General features: G+C 41.7%; 19 protein-coding genes. 18 read left to right on the top strand and 1 reads right to left on the bottom strand.

Going from position 1 to position 22,383, the window contains the following annotated elements:
* The 16 genes from purM (at position 1) to SporoP32a_RS06405 (ending at position 19,158) form a co-directional block, all read left to right on the top strand.
* Entirely contained in the window at positions 1-1,056 is a 1,056-nt protein-coding gene (purM, locus tag SporoP32a_RS06480) for a phosphoribosylformylglycinamidine cyclo-ligase (protein WP_085427158.1), read from the top strand.
* A complete protein-coding gene (gene purN, locus SporoP32a_RS06475; protein WP_369823358.1) occupies positions 1,053-1,625 on the top strand; it encodes a phosphoribosylglycinamide formyltransferase in 573 nt (190 codons plus the stop codon). The genes purM and purN overlap by 4 nt, the downstream gene beginning before the upstream one ends.
* 49 nt (positions 1,626-1,674) lie before the next feature.
* Entirely contained in the window at positions 1,675-3,210 is a 1,536-nt protein-coding gene (gene purH, locus SporoP32a_RS06470; RefSeq protein WP_085427156.1) for a bifunctional phosphoribosylaminoimidazolecarboxamide formyltransferase/IMP cyclohydrolase, read from the top strand.
* Positions 3,211-3,231: 21 nt separating this feature from the next.
* Positions 3,232-4,491 (top strand): phosphoribosylamine--glycine ligase, encoded by a 1,260-nt coding sequence (gene purD, locus SporoP32a_RS06465; protein WP_085427155.1) that lies wholly within the window; start codon positions 3,232-3,234, stop codon positions 4,489-4,491.
* A 335-nt stretch (positions 4,492-4,826) separates the two neighbouring features.
* Positions 4,827-6,554 carry an adenine deaminase C-terminal domain-containing protein gene (locus SporoP32a_RS06460; protein ID WP_085427154.1) on the top strand — a complete coding sequence of 576 codons (1,728 nt, stop codon included), beginning with the start codon at positions 4,827-4,829 and terminating at the stop codon, positions 6,552-6,554.
* 9 nt (positions 6,555-6,563) lie between these two features.
* Complete coding sequence (locus SporoP32a_RS06455; RefSeq protein WP_085427153.1) at positions 6,564-7,589, top strand: DUF3048 domain-containing protein; 1,026 nt, start codon at positions 6,564-6,566, stop codon at positions 7,587-7,589.
* Positions 7,590-7,615: 26 nt separating this feature from the next.
* Positions 7,616-7,936: a YerC/YecD family TrpR-related protein gene (locus SporoP32a_RS06450; protein ID WP_085427152.1), complete on the top strand. Its 321-nt coding sequence runs from the start codon at positions 7,616-7,618 to the stop codon at positions 7,934-7,936.
* An 80-nt stretch (positions 7,937-8,016) separates the two neighbouring features.
* Positions 8,017-8,715, top strand: a complete 699-nt coding sequence (locus SporoP32a_RS06445) for a heptaprenylglyceryl phosphate synthase (RefSeq protein ID WP_085427151.1) — start codon at positions 8,017-8,019, stop codon at positions 8,713-8,715.
* Positions 8,716-8,758: 43 nt separating this feature from the next.
* Positions 8,759-10,993 (top strand): DNA helicase PcrA, encoded by a 2,235-nt coding sequence (gene pcrA, locus SporoP32a_RS06440; protein ID WP_085427150.1) that lies wholly within the window; start codon positions 8,759-8,761, stop codon positions 10,991-10,993.
* A gap of 26 nt (positions 10,994-11,019) precedes the next feature.
* The gene (gene ligA / locus SporoP32a_RS06435; protein ID WP_085427149.1) at positions 11,020-13,047 is read left to right on the top strand and encodes an NAD-dependent DNA ligase LigA; all 2,028 of its coding nucleotides are present in this window, start codon (positions 11,020-11,022) and stop codon (positions 13,045-13,047) included.
* Positions 13,031-14,164, top strand: a complete 1,134-nt coding sequence (locus SporoP32a_RS06430; protein WP_085427148.1) for a CamS family sex pheromone protein — start codon at positions 13,031-13,033, stop codon at positions 14,162-14,164. The genes ligA and SporoP32a_RS06430 overlap by 17 nt, the downstream gene beginning before the upstream one ends.
* An 88-nt stretch (positions 14,165-14,252) precedes the next feature.
* Complete coding sequence (gene gatC, locus SporoP32a_RS06425) at positions 14,253-14,540, top strand: Asp-tRNA(Asn)/Glu-tRNA(Gln) amidotransferase subunit GatC (RefSeq protein WP_085427147.1); 288 nt, start codon at positions 14,253-14,255, stop codon at positions 14,538-14,540.
* Between the two features lie 56 nt (positions 14,541-14,596).
* Positions 14,597-16,060, top strand: coding sequence for an Asp-tRNA(Asn)/Glu-tRNA(Gln) amidotransferase subunit GatA (gene gatA, locus SporoP32a_RS06420; protein WP_085427146.1), 1,464 nt, complete (start codon positions 14,597-14,599; stop codon positions 16,058-16,060).
* A gap of 2 nt (positions 16,061-16,062) precedes the next feature.
* Positions 16,063-17,493, top strand: a complete 1,431-nt coding sequence (gene gatB / locus SporoP32a_RS06415; RefSeq protein WP_085427145.1) for an Asp-tRNA(Asn)/Glu-tRNA(Gln) amidotransferase subunit GatB — start codon at positions 16,063-16,065, stop codon at positions 17,491-17,493.
* Positions 17,494-17,589: 96 nt separating this feature from the next.
* A complete protein-coding gene (locus SporoP32a_RS06410; protein WP_085427144.1) occupies positions 17,590-18,159 on the top strand; it encodes a thioredoxin family protein in 570 nt (189 codons plus the stop codon).
* Positions 18,160-18,234: 75 nt separating this feature from the next.
* The gene (locus SporoP32a_RS06405) at positions 18,235-19,158 is read left to right on the top strand and encodes a diacylglycerol kinase (RefSeq protein ID WP_085427143.1); all 924 of its coding nucleotides are present in this window, start codon (positions 18,235-18,237) and stop codon (positions 19,156-19,158) included.
* Positions 19,159-19,273: 115 nt separating this feature from the next.
* Here SporoP32a_RS06405 and SporoP32a_RS06400 read toward each other — a convergent pair whose 3' ends face one another.
* On the bottom strand, positions 19,274-19,705 hold the full coding sequence (locus tag SporoP32a_RS06400; RefSeq protein WP_085427142.1) for an NUDIX hydrolase: 432 nt from the start codon (positions 19,703-19,705) through the stop codon (positions 19,274-19,276).
* A gap of 314 nt (positions 19,706-20,019) precedes the next feature.
* On the opposite strand from SporoP32a_RS06400, the gene SporoP32a_RS06395 reads away from it, so the two are divergent.
* Together SporoP32a_RS06395 and SporoP32a_RS06390 are read left to right on the top strand one after the other, a co-directional pair.
* Positions 20,020-21,357, top strand: coding sequence for a cytochrome ubiquinol oxidase subunit I (locus SporoP32a_RS06395; protein WP_085427141.1), 1,338 nt, complete (start codon positions 20,020-20,022; stop codon positions 21,355-21,357).
* Positions 21,354-22,379 (top strand): cytochrome d ubiquinol oxidase subunit II, encoded by a 1,026-nt coding sequence (locus SporoP32a_RS06390; protein ID WP_085427140.1) that lies wholly within the window; start codon positions 21,354-21,356, stop codon positions 22,377-22,379. Before SporoP32a_RS06395 ends, SporoP32a_RS06390 begins: the two co-directional genes overlap by 4 nt.
* Positions 22,380-22,383 lie beyond the last annotated feature (4 nt).

Below are 22,383 nucleotides of genomic sequence, written 5' to 3'. Positions count from 1 at the left end.
ATGTCGAAGGCATATGAAAAAGCGGGAGTTAATATTGAAGCTGGCTATGAGTCAGTTGAACGCATGAAGTCTCACGTAGCACGAACATCTCGTAAAGGGGTAGCGGGTGCATTTGGTGGGTTCGGCGGAATGTTCGATCTATCTGCGCTAGAATATAAAGAACCGGTACTCATTTCTGGTACAGACGGTGTTGGCACAAAGTTGAAATTGGCTTTCATGGCGGACCGTCATGACACGATTGGGATTGACTGTGTTGCAATGTGTGTGAATGATATCGTCGCACAAGGTGCAGAGCCTTTGTATTTCCTTGATTATGTAGCACTAGGTAAGGCAGTTCCAGAAAAAGTAGAAGCAATTGTTAAAGGTGTAGCGGACGGCTGCGTGCAATCCGGCGCGGCATTGATTGGTGGGGAAACGGCTGAAATGCCAGGTCTCTATGAAGAAGATGAATACGATTTGGCTGGCTTCGCAGTAGGAGCTTGTGAAAAGAGCAAGTTGGTTACAGGCGAGCGTGTACAAGAAGGTGACGTACTCGTTGGAATCGCATCAAGTGGTATCCATTCGAACGGTTACTCTTTAGTGCGCCATATTGTATTTGAACAATTAGGTGCAGATATTAATGGTACGATTGAAGGCTATGAAAGTCTTGGTACAGTAGCTGATGCATTGTTAAAGCCGACTAAGATCTATGCAAAGCCGGTACTTGAGATGCACCAGCAGCTTGATGTGCACTCGATGGGTCATATTACGGGCGGCGGATTCTTTGAAAACCTTCCTCGTATGTTCTCTGAAGGTTTTGGAGTAGAGGTAGATTTGGGTGCTTGGCCGGTACTTCCTGTATTCCAGATGCTGAAAGAAAAAGGTGAATTGACGGATCGTGATCTATATAGTGTCTTCAACATGGGTATCGGGTTCGTCGTCGCACTTCCTGAAGCAGAAGCTGAAAAAGCAATTGGCATCGCTAAAACACATGGCGAAGAGGCGTATGTAATCGGACGTGTTACGAAGCAAGAAGGCGTAACGTTTAACGGTGAACATGACGGGACATTGTCATAATGAAGAAAGTAAAGATCGCAATATTTGCTTCAGGGAGTGGCAGTAACTTTGCCGCTTTGGCAGAAGCTTGTAAAGCGGGGCGTATTCCGGCTGAAATCGTTTTGATGGTGACAGATAAACCTGATGCTTTCGTTAATGAACGGGCAAAAGAAGCAGGTATTTCTATTGCGGCATTTCGTCCTCGAGACTTTCAAACGAAGCAGGCGTACGAGCAAGCGGTACTTGATGCATTGCAAGAAGCGCAAGTAGAGTGGTTGATATTAGCGGGTTACATGCGCTTGATTGGTCCTGTTTTATTGGAAGCATACCCTGAACACATCATCAATATCCACCCGTCATTATTGCCTTCGTTTCCAGGTAAAGATGCGATTGGACAAGCGGTTGCTGCCGGCGTTAAAGTAACTGGCGTCACGGTACACCTCGTAGATGAAGGGATGGATACAGGTCCCATTTTAGCGCAGCGAGCAGTTAACGTTGTGGATGGGGATGTCGAGCAGACTGCTTTGGCTATCCATTCCGTGGAACACGAATTATATACAGCAACTTTACAGAACGTATTTAATAAATGATCAGCCTGTTGTGATGACAGGCTTTTTTTATAAACTGGAGGGAATTCCTTTGAAAAAACGCGCATTGTTGAGCGTATCGGATAAAAGTGGTGTACTAGAATTTGCGAAAGAACTCGAACAATTAGGATATGAATTATTATCTACTGGTGGTACGATGAAGCACTTAAAAGATAATGGTGTTGCCGTAACAGCAGTAGACGAAGTAACGGGATTCCCTGAAATCATGGAAGGACGCGTGAAAACATTGAACCCGATGATTCACGGTGGACTACTTGCGAAACAAGATGATCCTGGACATCAGGCACAAATGGAAGAGCATGGCATCCAGCCAATTGATGTAGTATGTGTGAATTTATATCCATTCAAAGAAACGATTTCAAAACCAGATGTATCAGCTGAAGATGCGATTGAAAATATCGATATTGGTGGACCTGCGATGTTGCGCGCATCTGCAAAGAACCACGCATACGTAACAGTGATCGTCGATGCAGCGGATTATGAAGCAGTACTTGATGAACTAAAAGCAGATGGCAAGACGACTTTGGAAACACGCCGTCGCTTGGCAGCTAAAGTATTCCGTCATACAGCGGCTTATGATTCATTGATTTCAGGATACTTAACAGATCTTGCAGGCGAGCAATTCCCTGAACAAGTAACGTATACATACGAGTTGAAGCAGCCATTGCGTTATGGAGAAAATCCTCATCAGCAAGCGGCATTCTATAGTCGCCCACTTGGATCTGATTTCTCGATCGCCTATGCACAACAGCTTCATGGAAAAGAACTTTCTTATAATAATATTCAAGATGCCAACGCAGCAATCCAAATCATCAAGGAATTTACTGAACCTGCAGCAGTTGCAGTTAAGCATATGAACCCTTGTGGTGTAGGTACAGGCGAGACGATTGCTGACGCATTCAAAAAAGCCTATGAAGCAGATTCAACATCTATTTTTGGTGGAATCATCGCGTTAAATAAAGAAGTGGACCAAGAAACGGCAGTACAGCTTGCTGATATTTTCCTTGAAATCATTATTGCTCCTTCATTTACGGAAGAGGCACTTGAGACATTAACGAAAAAGAAAAATATCCGCTTGTTGACGATTTCATTCGAACAGCAGAAAAAAGATCAGTGGAATACCGTATCTGTCGAAGGTGGCTTGTTGATGCAACAGCCTGACGCGCATGGTTTTGCAGAAGCGGATATTAAAGTAGCGACAGACCGTGAGCCGACTGAAGCAGAGTGGAATGCGATGAAACTAGGATGGGCAGTTGTGAAGCATGTGAAGTCCAATGCAATCGTTGTAACAGATGAGCATATGACAATCGGTGTTGGTGCTGGCCAAATGAATCGTGTAGGTGCTGCGAAAATCGCATTAACACAAGCGGGCGAACGTGCAAAGGGAGCAGCTCTTGCCTCTGACGCATTCTTCCCTATGGATGATACAGTCGAAGCAGCAGCAAAAGCAGGCATTACGGCAATCATCCAACCAGGTGGTTCGGTAAAAGATGCAGATTCTATTAAAAAAGCCAATGAATACGGTATTACAATGGTATTTACAGGCGTACGTCATTTCAAACACTAAGAGTACAGGGAGTAGATGAACATGAGAGTTCTTGTAATTGGGAGCGGTGGTCGTGAACATGCGATTGCCAAACAGTTCAACCAAGCGCCTTCTGTATCAGAAGTATTTGTAGCGCCTGGTAACGACGGTATGCAAGGAGATGCAACATGTGTGCAGATTGCAGCGACAGACTTTGAAGCTCTGGCAAACTTTGCAATTGAAAAGCGTGTTACATTGACGTTTGTTGGTCCTGAACAGCCGCTAGCAGAGGGAATTGCTGATTACTTCCTTGATAAAGGTCTAACAGTATTCGGTCCGACAAAAGCAGCAGCCCGCATCGAAGGCAGTAAATCATTCGCTAAGGAGATCATGGACAAGTATGATATTCCGACAGCGGCCTATGGAACATTTACGGATGCCGAAGAAGCAAAGACATTCATTCGTGAGCAAGGTGCTCCTATTGTCGTGAAGGCAGACGGATTGGCAGCCGGAAAAGGCGTAATCGTCGCAATGGAGTTACAAGAAGCACTGGATGCAGTAGACGATATGATTGGTAATCAAAAGTTTGGTGAATCGTCTTCACGTGTAGTGGTCGAAGAATTCCTCGATGGTGAAGAGTTCTCTTATATGTCGTTCGTCCATGACGGACAAATCTATCCAATGGTCATTGCGCAAGATCATAAACGAGCGTATGACGGAGATCGTGGTCCGAATACAGGCGGAATGGGGGCCTATTCTCCAGTTCCACAAATTTCAGATGCAATTGTACAAGAAGCGTATGATCGCGTAGTCGTACCTACTGTCGATGCCATGACAGAAGAAGGAATTCCTTTTACAGGAATCCTTTATGCAGGTTTAATACTTACTGAGCAAGGTCCAAAAGTTATTGAATTCAATGCCCGCTTTGGCGATCCAGAAACACAAGTCGTCTTGCCGCGCATGAAATCGGACTTTGGTAAATTCATGGAAGCTCTCATGGCTGGAGAATCATTTGATCTTGAGTGGCATGAAGAAGCCATGTTAGGCGTTGTCATTGCGTCAGAAGGATATCCTTCTGATGTAGTGAATGGTCGTACACTTCCTAACCTTGAAATACTGACTGACAAAGGACTGGACATTTTCCACGCAGGAACTAAGCTAGAAGGCGACCACTTTGTTGGAAATGGCGGACGTGTTCTTCTAGTAGCCGCAAAAGCGGCTACGTTAAAAGAAGCTCAGGAAAAAGTTTATAACGGTCTTGCAGATCAACAATGGGATGGATTCTTCCACCGAACGGATATCGGATGGCGTACATTTGAATAAGTAATGAAAACGGACTGTCTTGGAGTAGTGTATTACTTCCAAGACAGTCTTTTTTGTATAAAAGAGTAAAGTATCATCCGAAAAAGTGTTGCTATTTCTCGATGCAAGAGATTGATATGTTAACAATAACTAGTTATCCACAGTATTTCACACGAACTGTTATTTAAAAGTGGAAAAGCTGTGAGTAAGTTGTTGGTAATGTGTGTAAGTATGCATTTTTATGTGGATTAACATAAAACGGGTTGTGGACAACCTTATCCTGTCCTATCTATTCCTGGCAGGATGGCTATGGTACTATAAAGCAACAGCTAGAATACTACAAACATTTTAAAGGGATGGTGAGCAACGTGTGGAGTGCGAAAGAAATACAGTCACAACTAGCAATTATTAATGGACAAGAAGCGCCCGACATTGTAATAGAAAATGCTACATATTTACATTCTATATTTAAGAAGTGGGTGCAAGGGAACATCTGGATTCAGGGAGATCGCATTGTCTACGTTGGAGAGCGTATGCCCGCTATGCTCGAAGGAACGGAATGTGTTGATGCATCAGAAAAGAAAATAGTACCTGGATATATTGAACCGCATGTCCATCCTTTCCAATTATATAACCCTGAAACATTTGCTGAATACGCATCTCGACGTGGAACTACAACGTTTTTATCAGACAACTTACTTCTTTTCACTATGCTCGATAAGCAAAGTGCATTTACGTTCATTGATCAATTGAATGAATTGCCATTCTCTTTTTATTGGTGGGCACGTGTCGATTCACAGACCGTTCTGCAAAATGAAAAAGAACTTTTCAATCCAGAAGATATTGCACAATGGATGGAGCGTCCCGACGTGTTGATGACGGGGGAGCTGACTGGTTGGCCTAGATTATTGCAAGGAGATCAAAGTATGATGCGGTCTGTAGCGAAATCCAAACGACTTCGAAAAAAAGTGGAAGGTCATTTTCCGGGTGCATCGGAACGCACATTGGCTCGTATGAAATTGCTAGGCGCAGATGGTGACCATGAAGCAATGACCGTCGAAGAAGTAGAACGACGATTACAACAAGGATATGCTACTACATTACGTTACTCATCCATTCGTCCGGATTTACCTGATTTATTGAAAGGCATTGTAGAAAAAGAATGGGATGTTTTCGATCACTTGATGATGACGACAGACGGTTCTACACCTTCGTTCTATCGTGAAGGTGTCATGGATCAATGCATTCAGATAGCGCTTGATGCTGGAGTCCCACCGATTGATGCGTATCAAATGGCATCTTATAACGTGGCGAGGTACTACGATATTACGGACTTGCATAGTGTAATTGCAACTGGCCGTTTTGCGACGTTGAATTTTTTAGAGAATGAACATAATCCTGTGCCTACTGATGTATTGTCAAAGGGGAAGTGGATGCTTCGTGATAGTCAATCTACTGCTGCATTCGAAGCGGTGGATTGGGATGCATTACCGATATTCGAATTGCCTTATGAACTGACAGATGAAGACTTCTCATTTCCTTCCTCACTAGGGATTCAAATGGTGAATGATGTCATTACGAAAGTTTATGAAAGTGATTTGGATCTCACGAGTCCCACTATTATCCCTAGTGATGAATGCTATTTGATGTTAGTAGATAAGAACGGAAAGTGGCGGGTCAATACCTTGTTGAAAGGATTCGCGAATAATCTGCAAGGTTTTGCATCTTCCTATTCAAATACGGGTGATATACTAATAATTGGACAAGACTGGAAAGAGATGGAGAGAGCATTCAATGAAATGAAGAGAATAGGTGGAGGTATGGCTCTTGCTGAAAATGGCAAGATTATTGAAACGTTACCACTAGCAGTTGCTGGCGGATTGTCCAGCCAACCGATGGAAGTTATTATAGAAGAAGAGTTGGCAATGAAAAAGGCTTTAGGAGAACGGGGCTATGCCCATGGAGATGCTGTCTATACATTATTATTCCTTCAATCCGTTCACTTACCACACGTTCGAATTACACCGGTTGGCGTCGTCCATGTATTGAAAAATGAACTGTTAATTCCTAAAATAGAAAGGTAGGAACGTATATTGATACGGAATAAACGAAAGGTACTCTTAGTAGCCGCAGTTAGCTTTTTATGTCTAGGTGGTTGTTCTTCGAAAGACCAATCTGTACCCGATGAACAAGAGAAACCTATAAGTAAACAGAATGAAATAGCACCTTTTACAGGTGAGGTGATCACGAATGCAATGGATCATCGCCCTGTCTTGGCGACAATTAGTAATATTCCTGCTGCACGCCCGCAGTCGGGTCTTGCGGACGCTGATCAAATATATGAATTTTTGGCAGAAGGTCAAATTACGCGATACGCTGCACTGTTTCAAAGTACAGTTCCCGATCAAATGGGCCCTATTCGAAGCGCGCGTGATTATTTTGTACACTTAGCAGAAAGTATGGATGCATTCTATATTGCTCATGGCTATAGCCCGGATGCAAAGAAATTACTCGATGAACAAGTAGTCGATCATGTAAACGGTATACATCATGATGGAACTTTATTTGAACGTTCAGCAGATCGTCGGGCTCCACATAACTCGTATATTTCAAAGGAACATATTGAAGAAGCATTTCGTCTCAAGAATGCTTCTGAAAAGATCACTGCACAGCCATCCTTTTCTTTCCTAAATCCCGATGAAAGTGATAAAATAGGGGATATGGCATCAACGGTTCAAGTATCGTACAGTTCAGATCCGAATTATATTAGTACGTATCAATATAATGAAGAAGAAAATCGGTATTATCGATCTGTTAACGGCATTGATACAGTGGATAAGCTAAATGAACGTCGGGTAGAACTGGCGAACATCATCGTGATGGAAATGGATCATCAAACAGTTGATCAACAAGGAAGGCTCGCAATTGATTTAGAATCTGGCGGCCAGGCCATGCTGTTTCATGAAGGGATCGCTAAAACGATTGAATGGCAAAATAAAGATGGATTTTTAACCCCAGTGGAACAAGGCATACCTGTTAAATTAACGGCGGGGAAAACTTGGATCCATATCGTTCCATCATTATCAGGTCCTTCTACTTCCGTCACTTATACTCCGTAAGATCGACATAGAGAGAGGGCGAGGACATGCAAATAAATAAACTCCGTGGTGAACAAATAGATCAGCTGTTTCAAGCAATTTTGGAACTAAGGGATGTAGAAGAATGTTACAAGTTTTTTGACGATATCTGCACAATGAGCGAAGTTCAATCACTGGCACAAAGACTGGATGTAGCCCATAAACTTCGACTTAAAAAAACTTATGATAATATTCAACAAGAAACAGGCGCAAGCACAGCTACTATTTCCCGCATACGCCGTTGTGTAGATTACGGATCTGGCGGTTACAACCTCATGCTGGACCGACTTTATCCGGAACTCCCGAACAACCAATCAAAAAATAACTAAAAAAACCGGCCAGGGATAAAACCCCACCGGTTTTTTAAAAATTATATAAAAATAACATAAAAAAGAAGGTGGAAATAAAAATGGACTATAAAACATGGCGGCATGCCTTTAAAATTGATCCAGCCAAAGACCTTACTGATGAACAACTAGAGGCGGTAGCAGAATCGGGGACAGATGGAGTCATCATTGGTGGATCTGACGGTGTTACACTGGAAAACGTACTGGATTTACTTGCACGATTCCGTCGTTTTTCCGTACCACTCGCATTAGAAGTATCTACTGTTGAATCGGTTACACCAGGTTTCGATTATTACTTCATTCCGACTGTCTTAAATACAACGGATTCAAAATGGCTGAACGGCTTGCATCACGAAGCCTTGCGAGAATACGGTCATATGATGAATTTCGATGAATTGGTCACAGAAGGTTACTGTATACTAAATCCAGATTGCACAGCCGCGAAGGTAACAGGGGTCGATCGTGTCCCAGATGAAGAAGACGTACAAGCATATGCACGTATGGCGGAACATTTATTTTCCTTGCCAATCTTTTATTTAGAATACAGTGGACAATATGGCGATCCGCAAATTGTTCGATCAGCGAAAGAATTACTCAGTAACACGCGTCTCTTTTATGGTGGCGGAATACGCTCAACAGAACAAGCGCAAGAAATGGCTGCCATTGCAGATACTATTGTAGTGGGAAATGTTGTTTATGATGATCTAAAAACGGCTCTTAAAACAGTGGATGCTGTAAAATCTGTTCCATTACCTATGTGAGTAGTATATAGTTAGAACAAATGTTCCTAAAGGCGGTACGAATATGAATAAACTATCAGATGATTTACTAAAAGGCATGAATCCTGAGCAAGCACGCGCAGTCAAGACGACGGAAGGTCCGTTGCTTATTATGGCGGGGGCGGGTTCAGGAAAGACTCGTGTATTGACACATCGAATTGCGTATTTGGTTGTGGAGAAGCAAGTGTATCCTTCGAATATATTAGCTATTACATTTACAAATAAAGCAGCACGTGAAATGCGTGATCGGATTGATGGACTGCTAGGCGCAGGCTCTGGAGAACGTATGTGGGTTTCGACATTCCACTCGATGTGTGTTCGGATTCTACGGAAGTACGTAGATCGTATTGGGTTATCCAAAAACTTTACTATTCTCGACAGTGCGGACCAAATGACCGCGATGAAACGAGTATTGAAAGAACTTAATCTAGACCCGAAACAGAATGATCCACGGGCGATGCTCGGAATTATTGGAAACGCGAAGAATGAGTGTATAGATGCAATAGAGTTCCGTAAAAATTCGGATCCACAAAACCCACATGAGCGTACATTAGCAGATATTTACGATCGTTATACTAAAAAGTTACGCCAGAATCAGTCAATGGACTTTGATGATTTGATTATGATGACAACTGTTTTGTTTGAGCGTGTTCCTGAAGTGCTGGAGTATTATCAAAATAAATTTCAGTATATTCATGTGGATGAGTACCAAGATACAAACAATGCGCAGTATCGTCTCGTCAAGATGCTTGCATCAAAATTTCGCAATGTCTGCGTAGTAGGTGACTCGGATCAGTCGATTTATCGTTGGCGTGGTGCGGACATTGGTAACATACTGTCTTTTGAAAAAGATTATAAAGAAGCGAATGTCATTCTTTTAGAGCAAAATTACCGTTCCACTAAAAGAATTTTACAAGCCGCCAATGAAGTAATCGACAATAATAAAAGTCGCTACGACAAGAAATTACGCACAGATAATCCTGAGGGCGAATTGATTTCAATATACAAAGCGCGCGATGAGAAAGATGAGTCACAATTTGTTGTCCAGCAAATCATTGAGTTAAAGGAAGAAATGGGATTAACACTTGATCAATTTGCAATACTGTACCGAACGAATGCACAGTCTCGTCTAATTGAGGAATACTTATTGAAATCTAACCTCGACTATACAATTGTCGGTGGTACAAAGTTCTATGATCGAAAAGAAATTAAAGATTTGCTGGCATATTTACGTCTGATTGCTAATAACGATGATGATTTGGCCTTAGCAAGAATCATTAATGAACCGAAACGAAGCATTGGTGCTACTTCATTTGAACGAATGGCGACATTCTCTCTTCAAAATGACCGTTCCATATTCGATTCATTACAAGAAGTTGATTTCATGGGCTTGCCTAAAAAAGCATTGACAGAAACCGTGAAATTCCATGAAATGATTAATGGATTCACGCAAATGCAAGAGTTTTTATCTGTTACGGAATTAGTAAAAGAGGTCATTGAAAAGTCCGGCTATCGCGAGATGTTGGAAAAAGAGAAATCAATCGAAGCAGAAAGCCGGCTTGAGAATATTGAAGAATTCTTATCCGTTACAGAAGCATTTGAAAAACGTTCCGCGGAAGAAGAGGAAGAACCGACACTCGTTGCATTCTTGACGGACCTGGCGCTAGTAGCTGATATCGATACGTTAGATAAAGAAGAGAACACTTCCACTGAAAAAATCGTCCTAATGACGATGCACGCAGCAAAAGGCTTGGAATATCCAGTGGTCTTTGTATTAGGCATGGAAGAAAATATCTTCCCACATATTCGAGCACTCGCTGATCCAGAAGAAATGGAAGAAGAACGAAGACTTGCTTACGTAGCGATAACGCGTGCAGAACAGCGCCTTTACCTGACGTGTGCGGGTCATAGAATGCTGTTCGGTAAGTCGAACTTCAATCAGCCATCCCGTTTCCTTAATGAAATTTCCGAAGAACTGACGGAGTTGTTGGCAGATGGCAATGGCATGAGTGTACCGTTCGCTCAAGCACCTAAAGCAAGAGCCAAACGTCCAGCAGTTAAACGCCCAGCTTACAATGAAAGCGGCGGGGAGAAAATGCAGTGGAAACCAGGTGACAAGGCGTCCCATAAAATATGGGGGATCGGAACTGTCGTTAGCGTTAAAGGTAGCGCAGATGACATGGAGTTGGATATTGCATTCCCTAATCCAGTAGGTATCAAGCGACTATTAGCTAAATTTGCACCGATTGAAAAAGAATAAAGCGTTCCTAGGAGTGTGGAAAATAGATGGATGATGTTCTAGAACTAGAGAAGCGGGTAGCGGAGCTCAATAAACTTCTGCATGAATACGGGCGTGCTTATTATGATCTGGATGCCCCTATCGTTCCCGATTCAGAATATGATAAAAAGATGCAGGAATTGCTGGCAATTGAAGAAGCGCATCCAGACTTGATCTATCCTGATTCACCGACACAACGAGTGGGTGGTGCTCCACTTGAAGTGTTCAGTAAAGTGGTTCATCGTCATCCGATGCTCAGTTTGGCGAATGCGTTCAATGAAGAAGACTTGCGAGATTTTGACAGACGGGTGAAGGAAGCGACAGGGAGCGCTGTCTATGTATGTGAACTAAAGATTGATGGTCTTGCTGTTTCATTGCAATATGAAGAGGGACGGCTTGTACAAGGAGCTACTCGTGGAGATGGTGCAGTTGGAGAAGATATTACAGCCAATTTGAAGACCATTCGTTCAGTACCACATACATTGAAAGAGTCCTTGACGATTGAAGTCCGTGGTGAAGCGTATATGCCGAAGAATTCATTTGTTAAGCTAAATGAAGACCGTGATGAAGCAGGCGAAGTACCTTTTGCTAACCCGCGAAATGCAGCCGCGGGTTCATTACGTCAACTGGATTCAAAAGTGGCTGAGAGTAGAAATTTAGCTACGTTCATTTATGCAGTTGGCGGAGATGCTGAAGTATATGGGCTGGACAGTCACTCAGAAGCACTCAATAAAGTCGATGAACTAGGATTGACGACGAACAAAGAACGTAAACGTTGCGCAACGATCGAAGAAGTATTGGAATACGTTGCCTACTGGACAGAAAATAGACAGAATCTTGATTATGAAATTGATGGGATTGTCATAAAAGTAGACAACTTTGAATCGCAGGAACAGTTAGGGTATACAGCAAAGAGTCCTAAATGGGCCATAGCGTATAAATTCCCCGCTGAAGAAGTGCATACTAAACTAGTCGATATAGAGCTAAGTGTAGGTCGAACAGGGGTAGTTACACCGACAGCCATCCTCGTGCCAGTTTTGGTGGCAGGTACGACAGTTGGCCGTGCATCCTTGCACAATGAAGACCTGATTCGCGAAAAAGATATCCGAATTGGTGATCATGTAGTGCTTCGCAAAGCTGGCGATATCATTCCTGAAATCGTCATGGCATTGAAAGATCAACGAACAGGTGAAGAAGAGCCATTCCATATGCCCGACAACTGTCCTGTATGCGATTCAGAACTTGTGAGGATTGAAGGGGAAGTTGCACTTCGTTGTGTAAATCCTAAGTGTCCTGCGCAGATGAAAGAAGCATTAATCCATTTCGTTTCAAGAAGAGCAATGAATATAGATGGAGTCGGTGAAAAACTAATCGAGCAATTGTACACAGCGAATCTTGTGCAAGATGTATCTGATCTGTATACGTTAACGAAGGAAGCTTTACTAGGATTAGAGCGAATAGGAGAGAAATCTGCTACAAATATTTTAACGGCTATAGAACAATCCAAAGAAAATTCGTTAGAGAAATTACTGTTTGGTTTGGGCATTCGTCACGTCGGTGAAAAAGTTGCCAGAATCTTAGCGGAACAATATCGTACACTCGATGCTTTAGAACAGGCTACTGAAGAGGAACTTTTGAATATCTTTGAGATTGGTGCGATCGTAGCTGATTCTGTGACAACGTACTTCAGTACGGAAGAAGTTCAAGAAGTCATGAATAAGTTGCGTTCCTACGGTGTAAATACTGTTTATAAAGGTGTTACACGCGAAGAGTTGCCGACTACTGGACCTTTCGCTGGGAAAACGATTGTACTAACAGGAAAGCTTACTGAATTAACGCGCGGAGAAGCAAAAGAACAGATTGAATCGCTTGGTGGATCCGTCAGTGGCGGTGTCAGTAAGAAAACGGATCTAGTTATTGCAGGCGAGGATGCGGGCTCCAAGTTGACGAAAGCACAAGAATTAGAGATTGAAATTTGGGATGAACAAGCTATGCTTGATGCCCTTGGAGTGGATATGAATGAGAAGAACGACTAAGTGGTTCGCGACGGGCATTCTGTCAGCAGCTTTGTTGACAGGGTGTGTACCGGCACCGGGTGATGATCAGGAAAAAGCAGTGCAAGAAACAGAAGAAAGTGAGCAGGAAATGGTGCTCATTCCTGATGCGCAGATCAAGAAAGAGTATTACAGGACGCCTGTTCCATTTAAAAAGAGTGCAAGCAGAGGATTGGTCGTCAACAACTTGAATACGAAGTATGATATTCAGGAAACTGAAGAAGGTTTATTACGTCTATCTTCATTGTATTACGACCCGAAAGATTATTTCTTTCAGGAAGGTCAATATATAGATCGTGATACGGCGAAGCAATGGATTTCTAGAAAATCTAATTTTGAAGCAGGTCTCAATCCAGCAATTACGGAAGGTATGTCCCCTGCCCAAATAGCAGAAGAAGCACCAATTTATCTGGCGCACATTGTCGAACAAAACTATTTACAGATGACAGATGATAAAAAAGTGAAATTGGCTGGAATATCGATAGGTCTTGCGATGAATTCAATTTACTATCCGCGTGAAGGTAATGAACGCTCGATCGATGACAAAACGATAGAAGAAAAGGGCAAGAAGATGGCGGATATTATCTTGAGTCGATTACGCAGTAAACCGGAGCTTGCGGATGTTCCTATAGCGGTAGGACTATTTAAACAAGAAAGCCGCAATGATATTGTGCCGGGCACGTATTTTGCTACGTCATTTGCCGCAAAAGGCAAAAACGAATTTACGGGTTGGAAAGAAGTGGACGAGCAGTATGTATTACTCCCTGCATCTTCTTCAACAGGAAATTATCGTGATCTAAATACTACATTCAAAAACTTTAAACAAGATATTGATGATTACTTCCCGAGCTTTGTGAATGTCATCGGAACTGCTTTTTATAAAGACCAAAGGCTCAATTCATTAACGGTGGAAATTCCTATACAATTCTTCGGTAAAACGGAACTAATCGGATTTTCACAATATCTCACATCATTAGTTAAAACGCATTTTAAAGGTGTGCCGATTGAAATAAGTGTTACTTCAGTGAATGGGCCAGAAGTGTTGATTGTACATGATCAAGATAGGGAAGAACCGTTCGTGCATGTCTACGGTTATTAATAAAATTCAGGTAGTAACATGAACTTTCCAAGAAACTGATTAAATGGTATGATTAATTGTACGATTGCAAAATGAGGAGGAACGATGTATGACAACATTTTCGAAAGAAGACGTCAAGTATTTTGCGGATTTCGTCCGTATTGGCCTCTCCGAGGAAGACAAAGAAAATTTCTCTGCAAAGATAGCAGATTTGATTGAAAGTGTAAGCAATTTAAAAGAAGTGGATGTTACAGGTGTAAAACCAATGACGCACCCGGTTGCTATGATCAACGTCCTACGTGAAGATGTGCCAAAAGATATCTTGGACCGTGAAGTAATGCTAGCCAGTGCTGAAGATCAGGAAGACGGACTTATCAAGGTTCCGGATATTCTGTAATCGAATTCGCAGTATAGAATACCATTCATGGCACAATGATAGTAGGAGGAAAAGTGATGACGTTAACTAGTAAAACAGCAACAGAACTTCAAGCTCTTTTACAAAAAGGGGAAGTTACTGCTAAAGAAGTAACAGAAGCAACATTACAAACAATTGAACAGCACGAAGAGAAAATTCATGCATTCATTCATGTTGCAAAAGAAGAGGCAACGAAGCGTGCAGAACAACTTGATCAAGAAGATGCTAGTACACGCGGACGTCTTTTCGGAGTTCCGATTGGTATTAAGGATAATATTGTAACAAAAGATATGACGACAACATGTGCAAGTAAAATGTTGGAAGATTTCGTACCTGTTTATAATGCTACAGCTATTGATAAATTGGAAGCTGCAGGCGCTGTCAACATGGGTAAACTTAATATGGATGAATTTGCAATGGGTTCCACAACTGAAACATCCTTTTTTGGTAATACATTAAATCCTTGGAATACAGACTATGTACCAGGTGGCTCATCAGGTGGTTCCGCAGCAGCAGTCGCAGCAGGAGAAGTCCCACTTTCCCTTGGTTCAGATACTGGCGGTTCAGTTCGTCAACCAGCTGCATTCTGTGGAATTGTTGGAATGAAACCTACATACGGTCGTATTTCACGTTTTGGTTTAACAGCGTTCGCTTCTTCACTTGATCAAATCGGTACATTGTCACGCACTGTAGAAGATAACGCATTATTGCTTAGCGTAATCGCAGGTGAAGATGACAATGATAGTTCGTCATCTGCAAAGGCGGTTCCTGATTTCACGGCAGCTCTAACAGGCGATATTAAAGGTCTGAAAGTTGCAGTTCCAAAACCTTATCTAGGTGAAGGTGTAGATGCAGAAATTGCTGCAGCAGTAAAAGAAGCAATTACTGTATTGGAATCCCTTGGAGCGATTTGTGAAGAGGTAGAATTGCCACATATTCAATATGCGCCAACTACGTATTATGTAATTTCTTCTTCGGAAGCTCAATCCAATCTTTCACGTTTTGATGGATTGCGTTATGGCTATCATACAGAAAATGCTGAAAACCTTGAGCAAGCATATTTCCGTACCCGTCAAGAAGGATTTGGCGATGAAGTGAAAAAACGTATTATTTTTGGTACGTATGCTATGAGTGCGGATCATCATGAAGAACTGTATGTACGCGCACAAAAGACTCGTACTTTGATTGCACAAGACTTTGATTCTGTATTTGAAAAGTATGATGTAGTCATTGGACCGACTGCTGCTACAACAGCATTTAAGCTTGGCGAAACAGGCGGAGATCAGCTCGTTCATTATGCAAATGATGTCTTGGCTGTACCAGCGAATCTTACAGGCCGCCCAGCGCTATCCGTACCATGTGGTTTCGTTAATGAACTACCGGTTGGAATGCAAATCATGGGTAAACACTTTGATGAGGAAACATTATATAAAGTCGCTCATGCCTATGAGCAAGCTACTGATTTCCACAAGCGTACTCCATCGATTCAGGAGGGGAAATAATTATGAACTTCGAAACAATTGTCGGATTAGAAATCCACGTAGAGCTTAAAACAGATACTAAAATCATGTCTCCAGCACCCGCTCATTTTGGTGCGGAGCCAAATAAAAACATTCACGTAACAGACATCGCGTATCCCGGTGTTTTACCTACGTTAAATAAAAAAGCTGTTGAATTTGGAATGAAGGCGTCCATGGCACTGAACTGTGAAGTAGCACCAATCATGAACTTTGACCGCAAGCACTACTTCTATCCAGATAATCCAAAAGCATACCAAATCTCTCAAGATAAGCGTCCTGTAGGAGCAAACGGTTGGATTGAAATTGAAGTAGACGGCAAGAAGAAGAAAATCCGTATTGAACGTGTACATTTAGAAGAAGATGCGGGAAAACTGACGCATACAGAAAATGGACATTCATTAGTGGATTTGAACCGTCAAGGAACTCCATTAATTGAAATCGTTACAGAAGCAGATGTGCGTTCTCCTGAGGAAGCATATGCATTTCTGGAAAAGCTAAAAGCAATCATTCAATATACAGGCGTATCTGATGTACGTATGGAAGAAGGATCACTTCGTTGTGATGCCAATATTTCACTGCGTCCATTCGGTCAGGAGAAATTTGGAACGAAAACAGAATTGAAAAACTTGAACTCGTTTAACTTTATTCGCCGCGGTATTGCAAATGAAGTAGCGCGTCAAGAAAAAATTCTATTGTCTGGCGGTACTATTCAGCAAGAAACTCGTCGTTACGACGAAACAACTGGTGACACTGTGTTGATGCGAATTAAAGGCAGTGCCAATGATTATCGCTTTATCAATGACCCAGACTTGCCTGAAGTCCATATCGAACAAGAATGGATTGACCGTGTTCGTAAGGAAATACCTGAATTGCCAGATGCACGTAAAGAGCGTTATGTATCCGAAATGGATCTTCCTGAGTACGATGCGCACGTATTAACATTAACAAAAGAAATGTCCGATTTCTTTGATGCAACGGTAAAAGCTGGAGCAGAACCAAAGTTAGCTTCCAACTGGTTGATGGGTGACGTATCGGCTTATCTGAACGCAGAATCAAAAGAGTTGCATGATACGCCACTAACACCTGAAAACTTGGCGCAACTTGTGAAATTGATAACAGATGGTACTATTTCTTCTAAAATCGCGAAAAAGGTATTTACTGATCTTGCGAAAAAAGGCGGAAATCCTGCTGATATCGTCAAAGAAAAAGGACTTGTTCAAATCTCTGATGAAGGTACATTGCGTACAATCATTACTGAAATCTTGGATAACAATGATCAGTCAATTGAAGACTTTAAAAATGGTAAGGATCGTGCTGTTGGATTCTTAGTCGGACAAGTCATGAAAGCAACAAAAGGACAAGCTAATCCGCCACTTGTTAATAAATTATTGATGGAAGAGATCAAGAAACGCTAATCTATCAATCAAAAAACGTTCCAGGAGAGGTCAATACAGTCTGATCCTGGACGTTTTTCCATGTTAACTTATACAGTAAAACAGGAGGGGATTGTATTGAAAACAGAACAACAATATTTCGAAGAAGCTGTTTCACTTCAAACGTATATGGACAAAATGGAAACACATAAGGAAAACAGTTTTTTGATCTATAATGAATTTGAAGTGCCTCAGGATGACGAATTCATTGTGTTGTTGAAAGAAAAGCAGCCCCGTGTATTAGTCATTACTGAAGACTGGTGTGGTGATGCCATGTTGAATAATCCGATCCTCCGTAAAATAGCGGAAGCTGCCAATATAGAAGTACGTACTGTATTGCGGGATGAAAACCCAGAGCTGATTGATCGATATTTGACGAATGGTGGACGTTCCATTCCCATGTATCTACTACTGGATCCTGCTGGTGAAGTAGTTGGGAAGTGGGGGCCTCGTGCACCGATTCTTCAAAAGTATGTGATGGATGGTCGGGCAGAGTTACCGGCCAAGGAAGCACCCGATTTTGAAGAGAAGCAAAAAGTCTTTTATTCGAAATTGATGTCTAAATATACATCCAAACCTGAAAATTGGCTTGCCGTTTATGGTGATATCCGTTCGACTTGGCTACCTGTTTTACAATCGTCTAAGTAACATGATGCAAGACACTATGTGAAGATGGTAAAGGTCTGATTTCTTTCAGACACGAAAGGATCGAGGGGAAAGTGTATGAAACGTGCACGTATTATTTATAATCCTACTGCCGGAAGAGAAGTCTTCCGTAAACATATAGCAGAAGTCCTCGAGAAATTGGAGAATGCGGGTTATGAAACATCCGCTCACGCTACGACTTGTGAAGGCGATGCTACGGCCGCTGCACAAGATGCGGTTCGCAGAGGATTCGATGTTATTATTGCTGCAGGTGGCGATGGAACGCTCAATGAAGTAATTGAAGGTGTTGGACACTTTGAAAAACGTCCGAAAATTGGTTTGATTCCAATGGGGACAACCAATGATTTTGCAAGGGCGTTGCGTATACCAAGAGAAATTGATGATGCGGTGGATATTATTTGCCAAGGGGATTCTATTCCAGTCGATGTGGGGATGATGAATGATCGTTATTTCATTAATATCGCTGGTGGCGGTCGTATGACAGAACTAACATATGAAGTTCCAAGCCGATTGAAAACAGTGATTGGTCAATTAGCGTATTATTTAAAAGGAATTGAAATGCTGCCTTCGATCCATTCCAGTCATCTTCGTATTGAATATGATGGAAATGTCTTTGATGAGGAAGCAATGATGTTCTTGATCGGACTGACTAATTCAGTGGGTGGATTTGAAAAACTGGCTCCTAACTCCAGTATTAACGATGGGTACTTTACTTTACTCATTTTAAAGAAATGTAATATCGCAGAGTTTATTCGCGTGGTAACATTGGCTTCTCGAGGAGAACATTTGGATGATCCTTTAGTCGTTTCTGCGAAAGCAGAAAAGATTGTAGTGACATCAAAAGATGAAGTGTTGTTAAATTTAGATGGAGAATACGGTGGTGTATTGCCCGCCACTTTCCAGAACTTATATCAACATGTCGAAATGTTTGTACCCCTCCAGAAGTTGCGTCCGCAAGATCAAGTAAAGCAAATCAAATAAAAGACAAGCAAAAAGACTATTCCAGTCGAATTTCTAAGGTTCGGTTGGAATAGTCTTTTATTGTGCAAAATTAATTGGGTGAGCCCGATGCAATACGCATCTTATCAGGTCGATATCAGATGTATTCAATCGCTTCTCCTTGTTTAGCAGCTAACTTTGGCACTTCTTGCAACGGCATCCAACGATAGCTGAATAATTGACCTGCGTCTTTACCTTCACCTTCTACGATGTATTCCCACTCGTTCTTTGATTCGCCTACATAATTAAAATGGAAAATTGTACGTTCGTAGATTACATTTTTGTCTTCCGGGAAAAATTTAGAGGATTTAACTTTACCTTCAAGTATAAGTTCATCGCGCACGATACCGGATTCTTCTTCGATTTCTCTATATAATGCATCCAATAGTAGTTCGTTGCGTTCAATCGTACCTCCAGGAACTTGTAGACCTGCTTCAGGCTGATCCTTTTGCTCATAAACAAGCAATTTGCGGTGTCTGCCTTCGCCTTTTGTAATATACGCTATAACTTTTCGTTTTACTCTTTTCAATATCTTTCACCTCTCATTAGTTAACCAATTATACTGCAAATTAGTATAAAAAGCAAATAGAATTAGTTAATTAATTATTATATAACAAATCGAAGGGGAGTAAACTTGAATATACGTCTAAATTTCAACAAATCCATTTAAAGAGGTTATTTTATTGAATTTTTAGGGAAACTCTTAAATAGAACTGTGCAAGGAGTGATGATGTGTATAAGAGACAAGAGAAAAGGCTGATGTGGTTGGCATTTATTGTCGCGGGTATCATGTTGCTATCAATTTTAGGAAGATTATTCTCGTGAAAAAAGGAGGTGGCTCGTATGGATCCCGTTTTTTATTCTAGGATATTGACTGAACTAACATTATCATTTCACATTATCTATGCAACCATTGGGGTCGGTGTTCCACTCATGATCATGCTAGCTCAGTGGGTGGGGATTAAAAAGAACGATGAGCATTATATTTTGCTAGCTAGACGTTGGGCACGCGGCTTCGTTATTACTGTAGCTGTTGGGGTCGTGACGGGAACAGCAATAGGGTTGCAACTGTCTTTATTGTGGCCTAATTTTATGGAGCTGGCTGGAAATGTGATTGCCTTACCATTATTTATGGAGACATTTGCCTTCTTTTTTGAAGCGATATTCCTCGGTATTTACTTATATACATGGGATCGTTTTGAGAATCAAAAGAAACATTTTCTACTACTTATTCCAGTCGCGCTTGGAGCATCATTCTCTGCGGTATTCATCACCATTGTAAATGCCTTCATGAATGCGCCGCAAGGCTTTAATTTAGTTAATGGGGAATTGATTAACGTCAACCCGCTTGTGGCAATGTTTAATCCTGCTATGCCGACAAAAGTGGCACACGTAGTTGGTACAGCTTACATGACGTCTGCTTTCTTATTGGCAGCTATTGCAGCGTTCCGTTTGTTGCGTGGATCAGATCATGTTTATCACAAAAAAGCTTTGTATCTGACTTTGAAAGTAGGATTCATTTTCAGTGTAAGTGCAGCATTAATTGGAGATTTATCAGGAAAGTATTTAGCGGAGTATCAACCTGAAAAGTTGGCAGCTGCTGAATGGCATTTTGAAACAGAAGAAAATGCTCCTTTAATTTTATACGGTGTTCTGGACGATGGCGAAGTTAAATACGCCATTAAAATACCGTATGCCCTTTCTATTTTAGCGCACGGTGTACCTAGTGCTGAAGTCGTCGGATTGGATCAGTTTCCTGAAGAGGATACACCACCACTATATATTCATTACCTCTTTGATATTATGGTAACAATCGGAATGTTATTGATGACGTTGGCAGCTGTATACTGGATTGGTATGTGGCGAAGATGGTCATTTGTTGAGTCTCGCTTATTCCGATGGCTCATTGTCATAGCAGGACCACTCGTTTTCATTTCACTCGAAGCGGGTTGGTGGTTAGCAGAGGTAGGACGTCAACCGTGGATATTACGTAATATTATGCGGACGTCTGAGGGTGCAACTACTAGTGGTCAGGTACCGACGATGCTTGTGCTCTTTGCGCTTCTATACCTCGTCCTCGGTATCGGCAGTATAGTCGTTTTAAGAAGAATGTTCATCAGAAATCCTGTAGAACAAGAAATTATAGATCGACAGCGAGAGAAAGGCGGTGACATTCTATGAATATCGAAATTCTAGGAATTACGGTGTTGTGGGTGTTCTTATTCGGCTACATCTTGATCGGTGCGATTGATTTCGGAGCAGGTTTTTTCAACGCATATAGTTTATTTACAGGCCGACAGCGAATATTGACTCATGTCATTCAACGTTATTTGTCACCAGTTTGGGAGGTAACGAATGTATTTCTAGTATTCTTCTTCGTGGGAATTATTGGATTCTTCCCAAAAACCGCCTTCTATTACGGGACTACCTTGTTAGTACCGGTTAGTTTTGCCATTATCCTTTTGGCGATTCGAGGTTCGTATTATGCATTCGAAACGTATGGAGCTCGTGGTCACAAAGGGTATTCATTCGCTTACGGTTCAACGGGTTTACTACTTCCTGCGTCATTGTCGATTGTACTGACGATTTCTGAAGGAGGATTTATCGAATTGGTAAATGGTCAGCCGGTTTTAGATTACTGGAAGTTGTTCACAAGTCCGCTTACTTGGTCGATTGTCGTACTAAGCATAGCGGCCACACTGTATATCTCATCCGCATTTTTGACATGGTATGCGAATAAAGCCAAGGATCCGGAGGCGACGCAACTGTTAAGGAAGTATGCGCTTATCTGGGCATTGCCAACGATCGTCGCTGCGGGCGGGATTATATTTGAATTACGTAAACATAACCCGCTACACTATGAGAATATTCAAAGATTCTGGCCGATGTTTCTACTATCGTTTTTACTGTTCTTAGGAACGGTTTATCTTATCTGGAAACAGCGGCAATATGGTCTAGCATTCGGTTTACTAATAGGACAATTCATATTCGCCTTCTTTGGTTATGGTGCTTCGCATTATCCATACTTGCTCTACCCGTATTTGACTATTTACGATAGTTTCACGAACCAAGCTATGGCGATTGCTTTAATCGTGGCGTTTATATTTGGATTACTTCTGCTAATCCCATCATTGTATTTACTATTACGTATGTTCCTATTCAATAAAGAGTATGTAAAAGGAAAAGAAAATCATCATGCATAAGGGG

The organism is Sporosarcina ureae (genome assembly GCF_002109325.1).
Taxonomy (GTDB): Bacteria; Bacillota; Bacilli; order Bacillales_A; family Planococcaceae; genus Sporosarcina; species Sporosarcina ureae_C.
The sequence above is the reverse complement of the archived record's forward strand: the minus strand, read 5'-3'. Positions and strand labels throughout refer to the sequence as shown.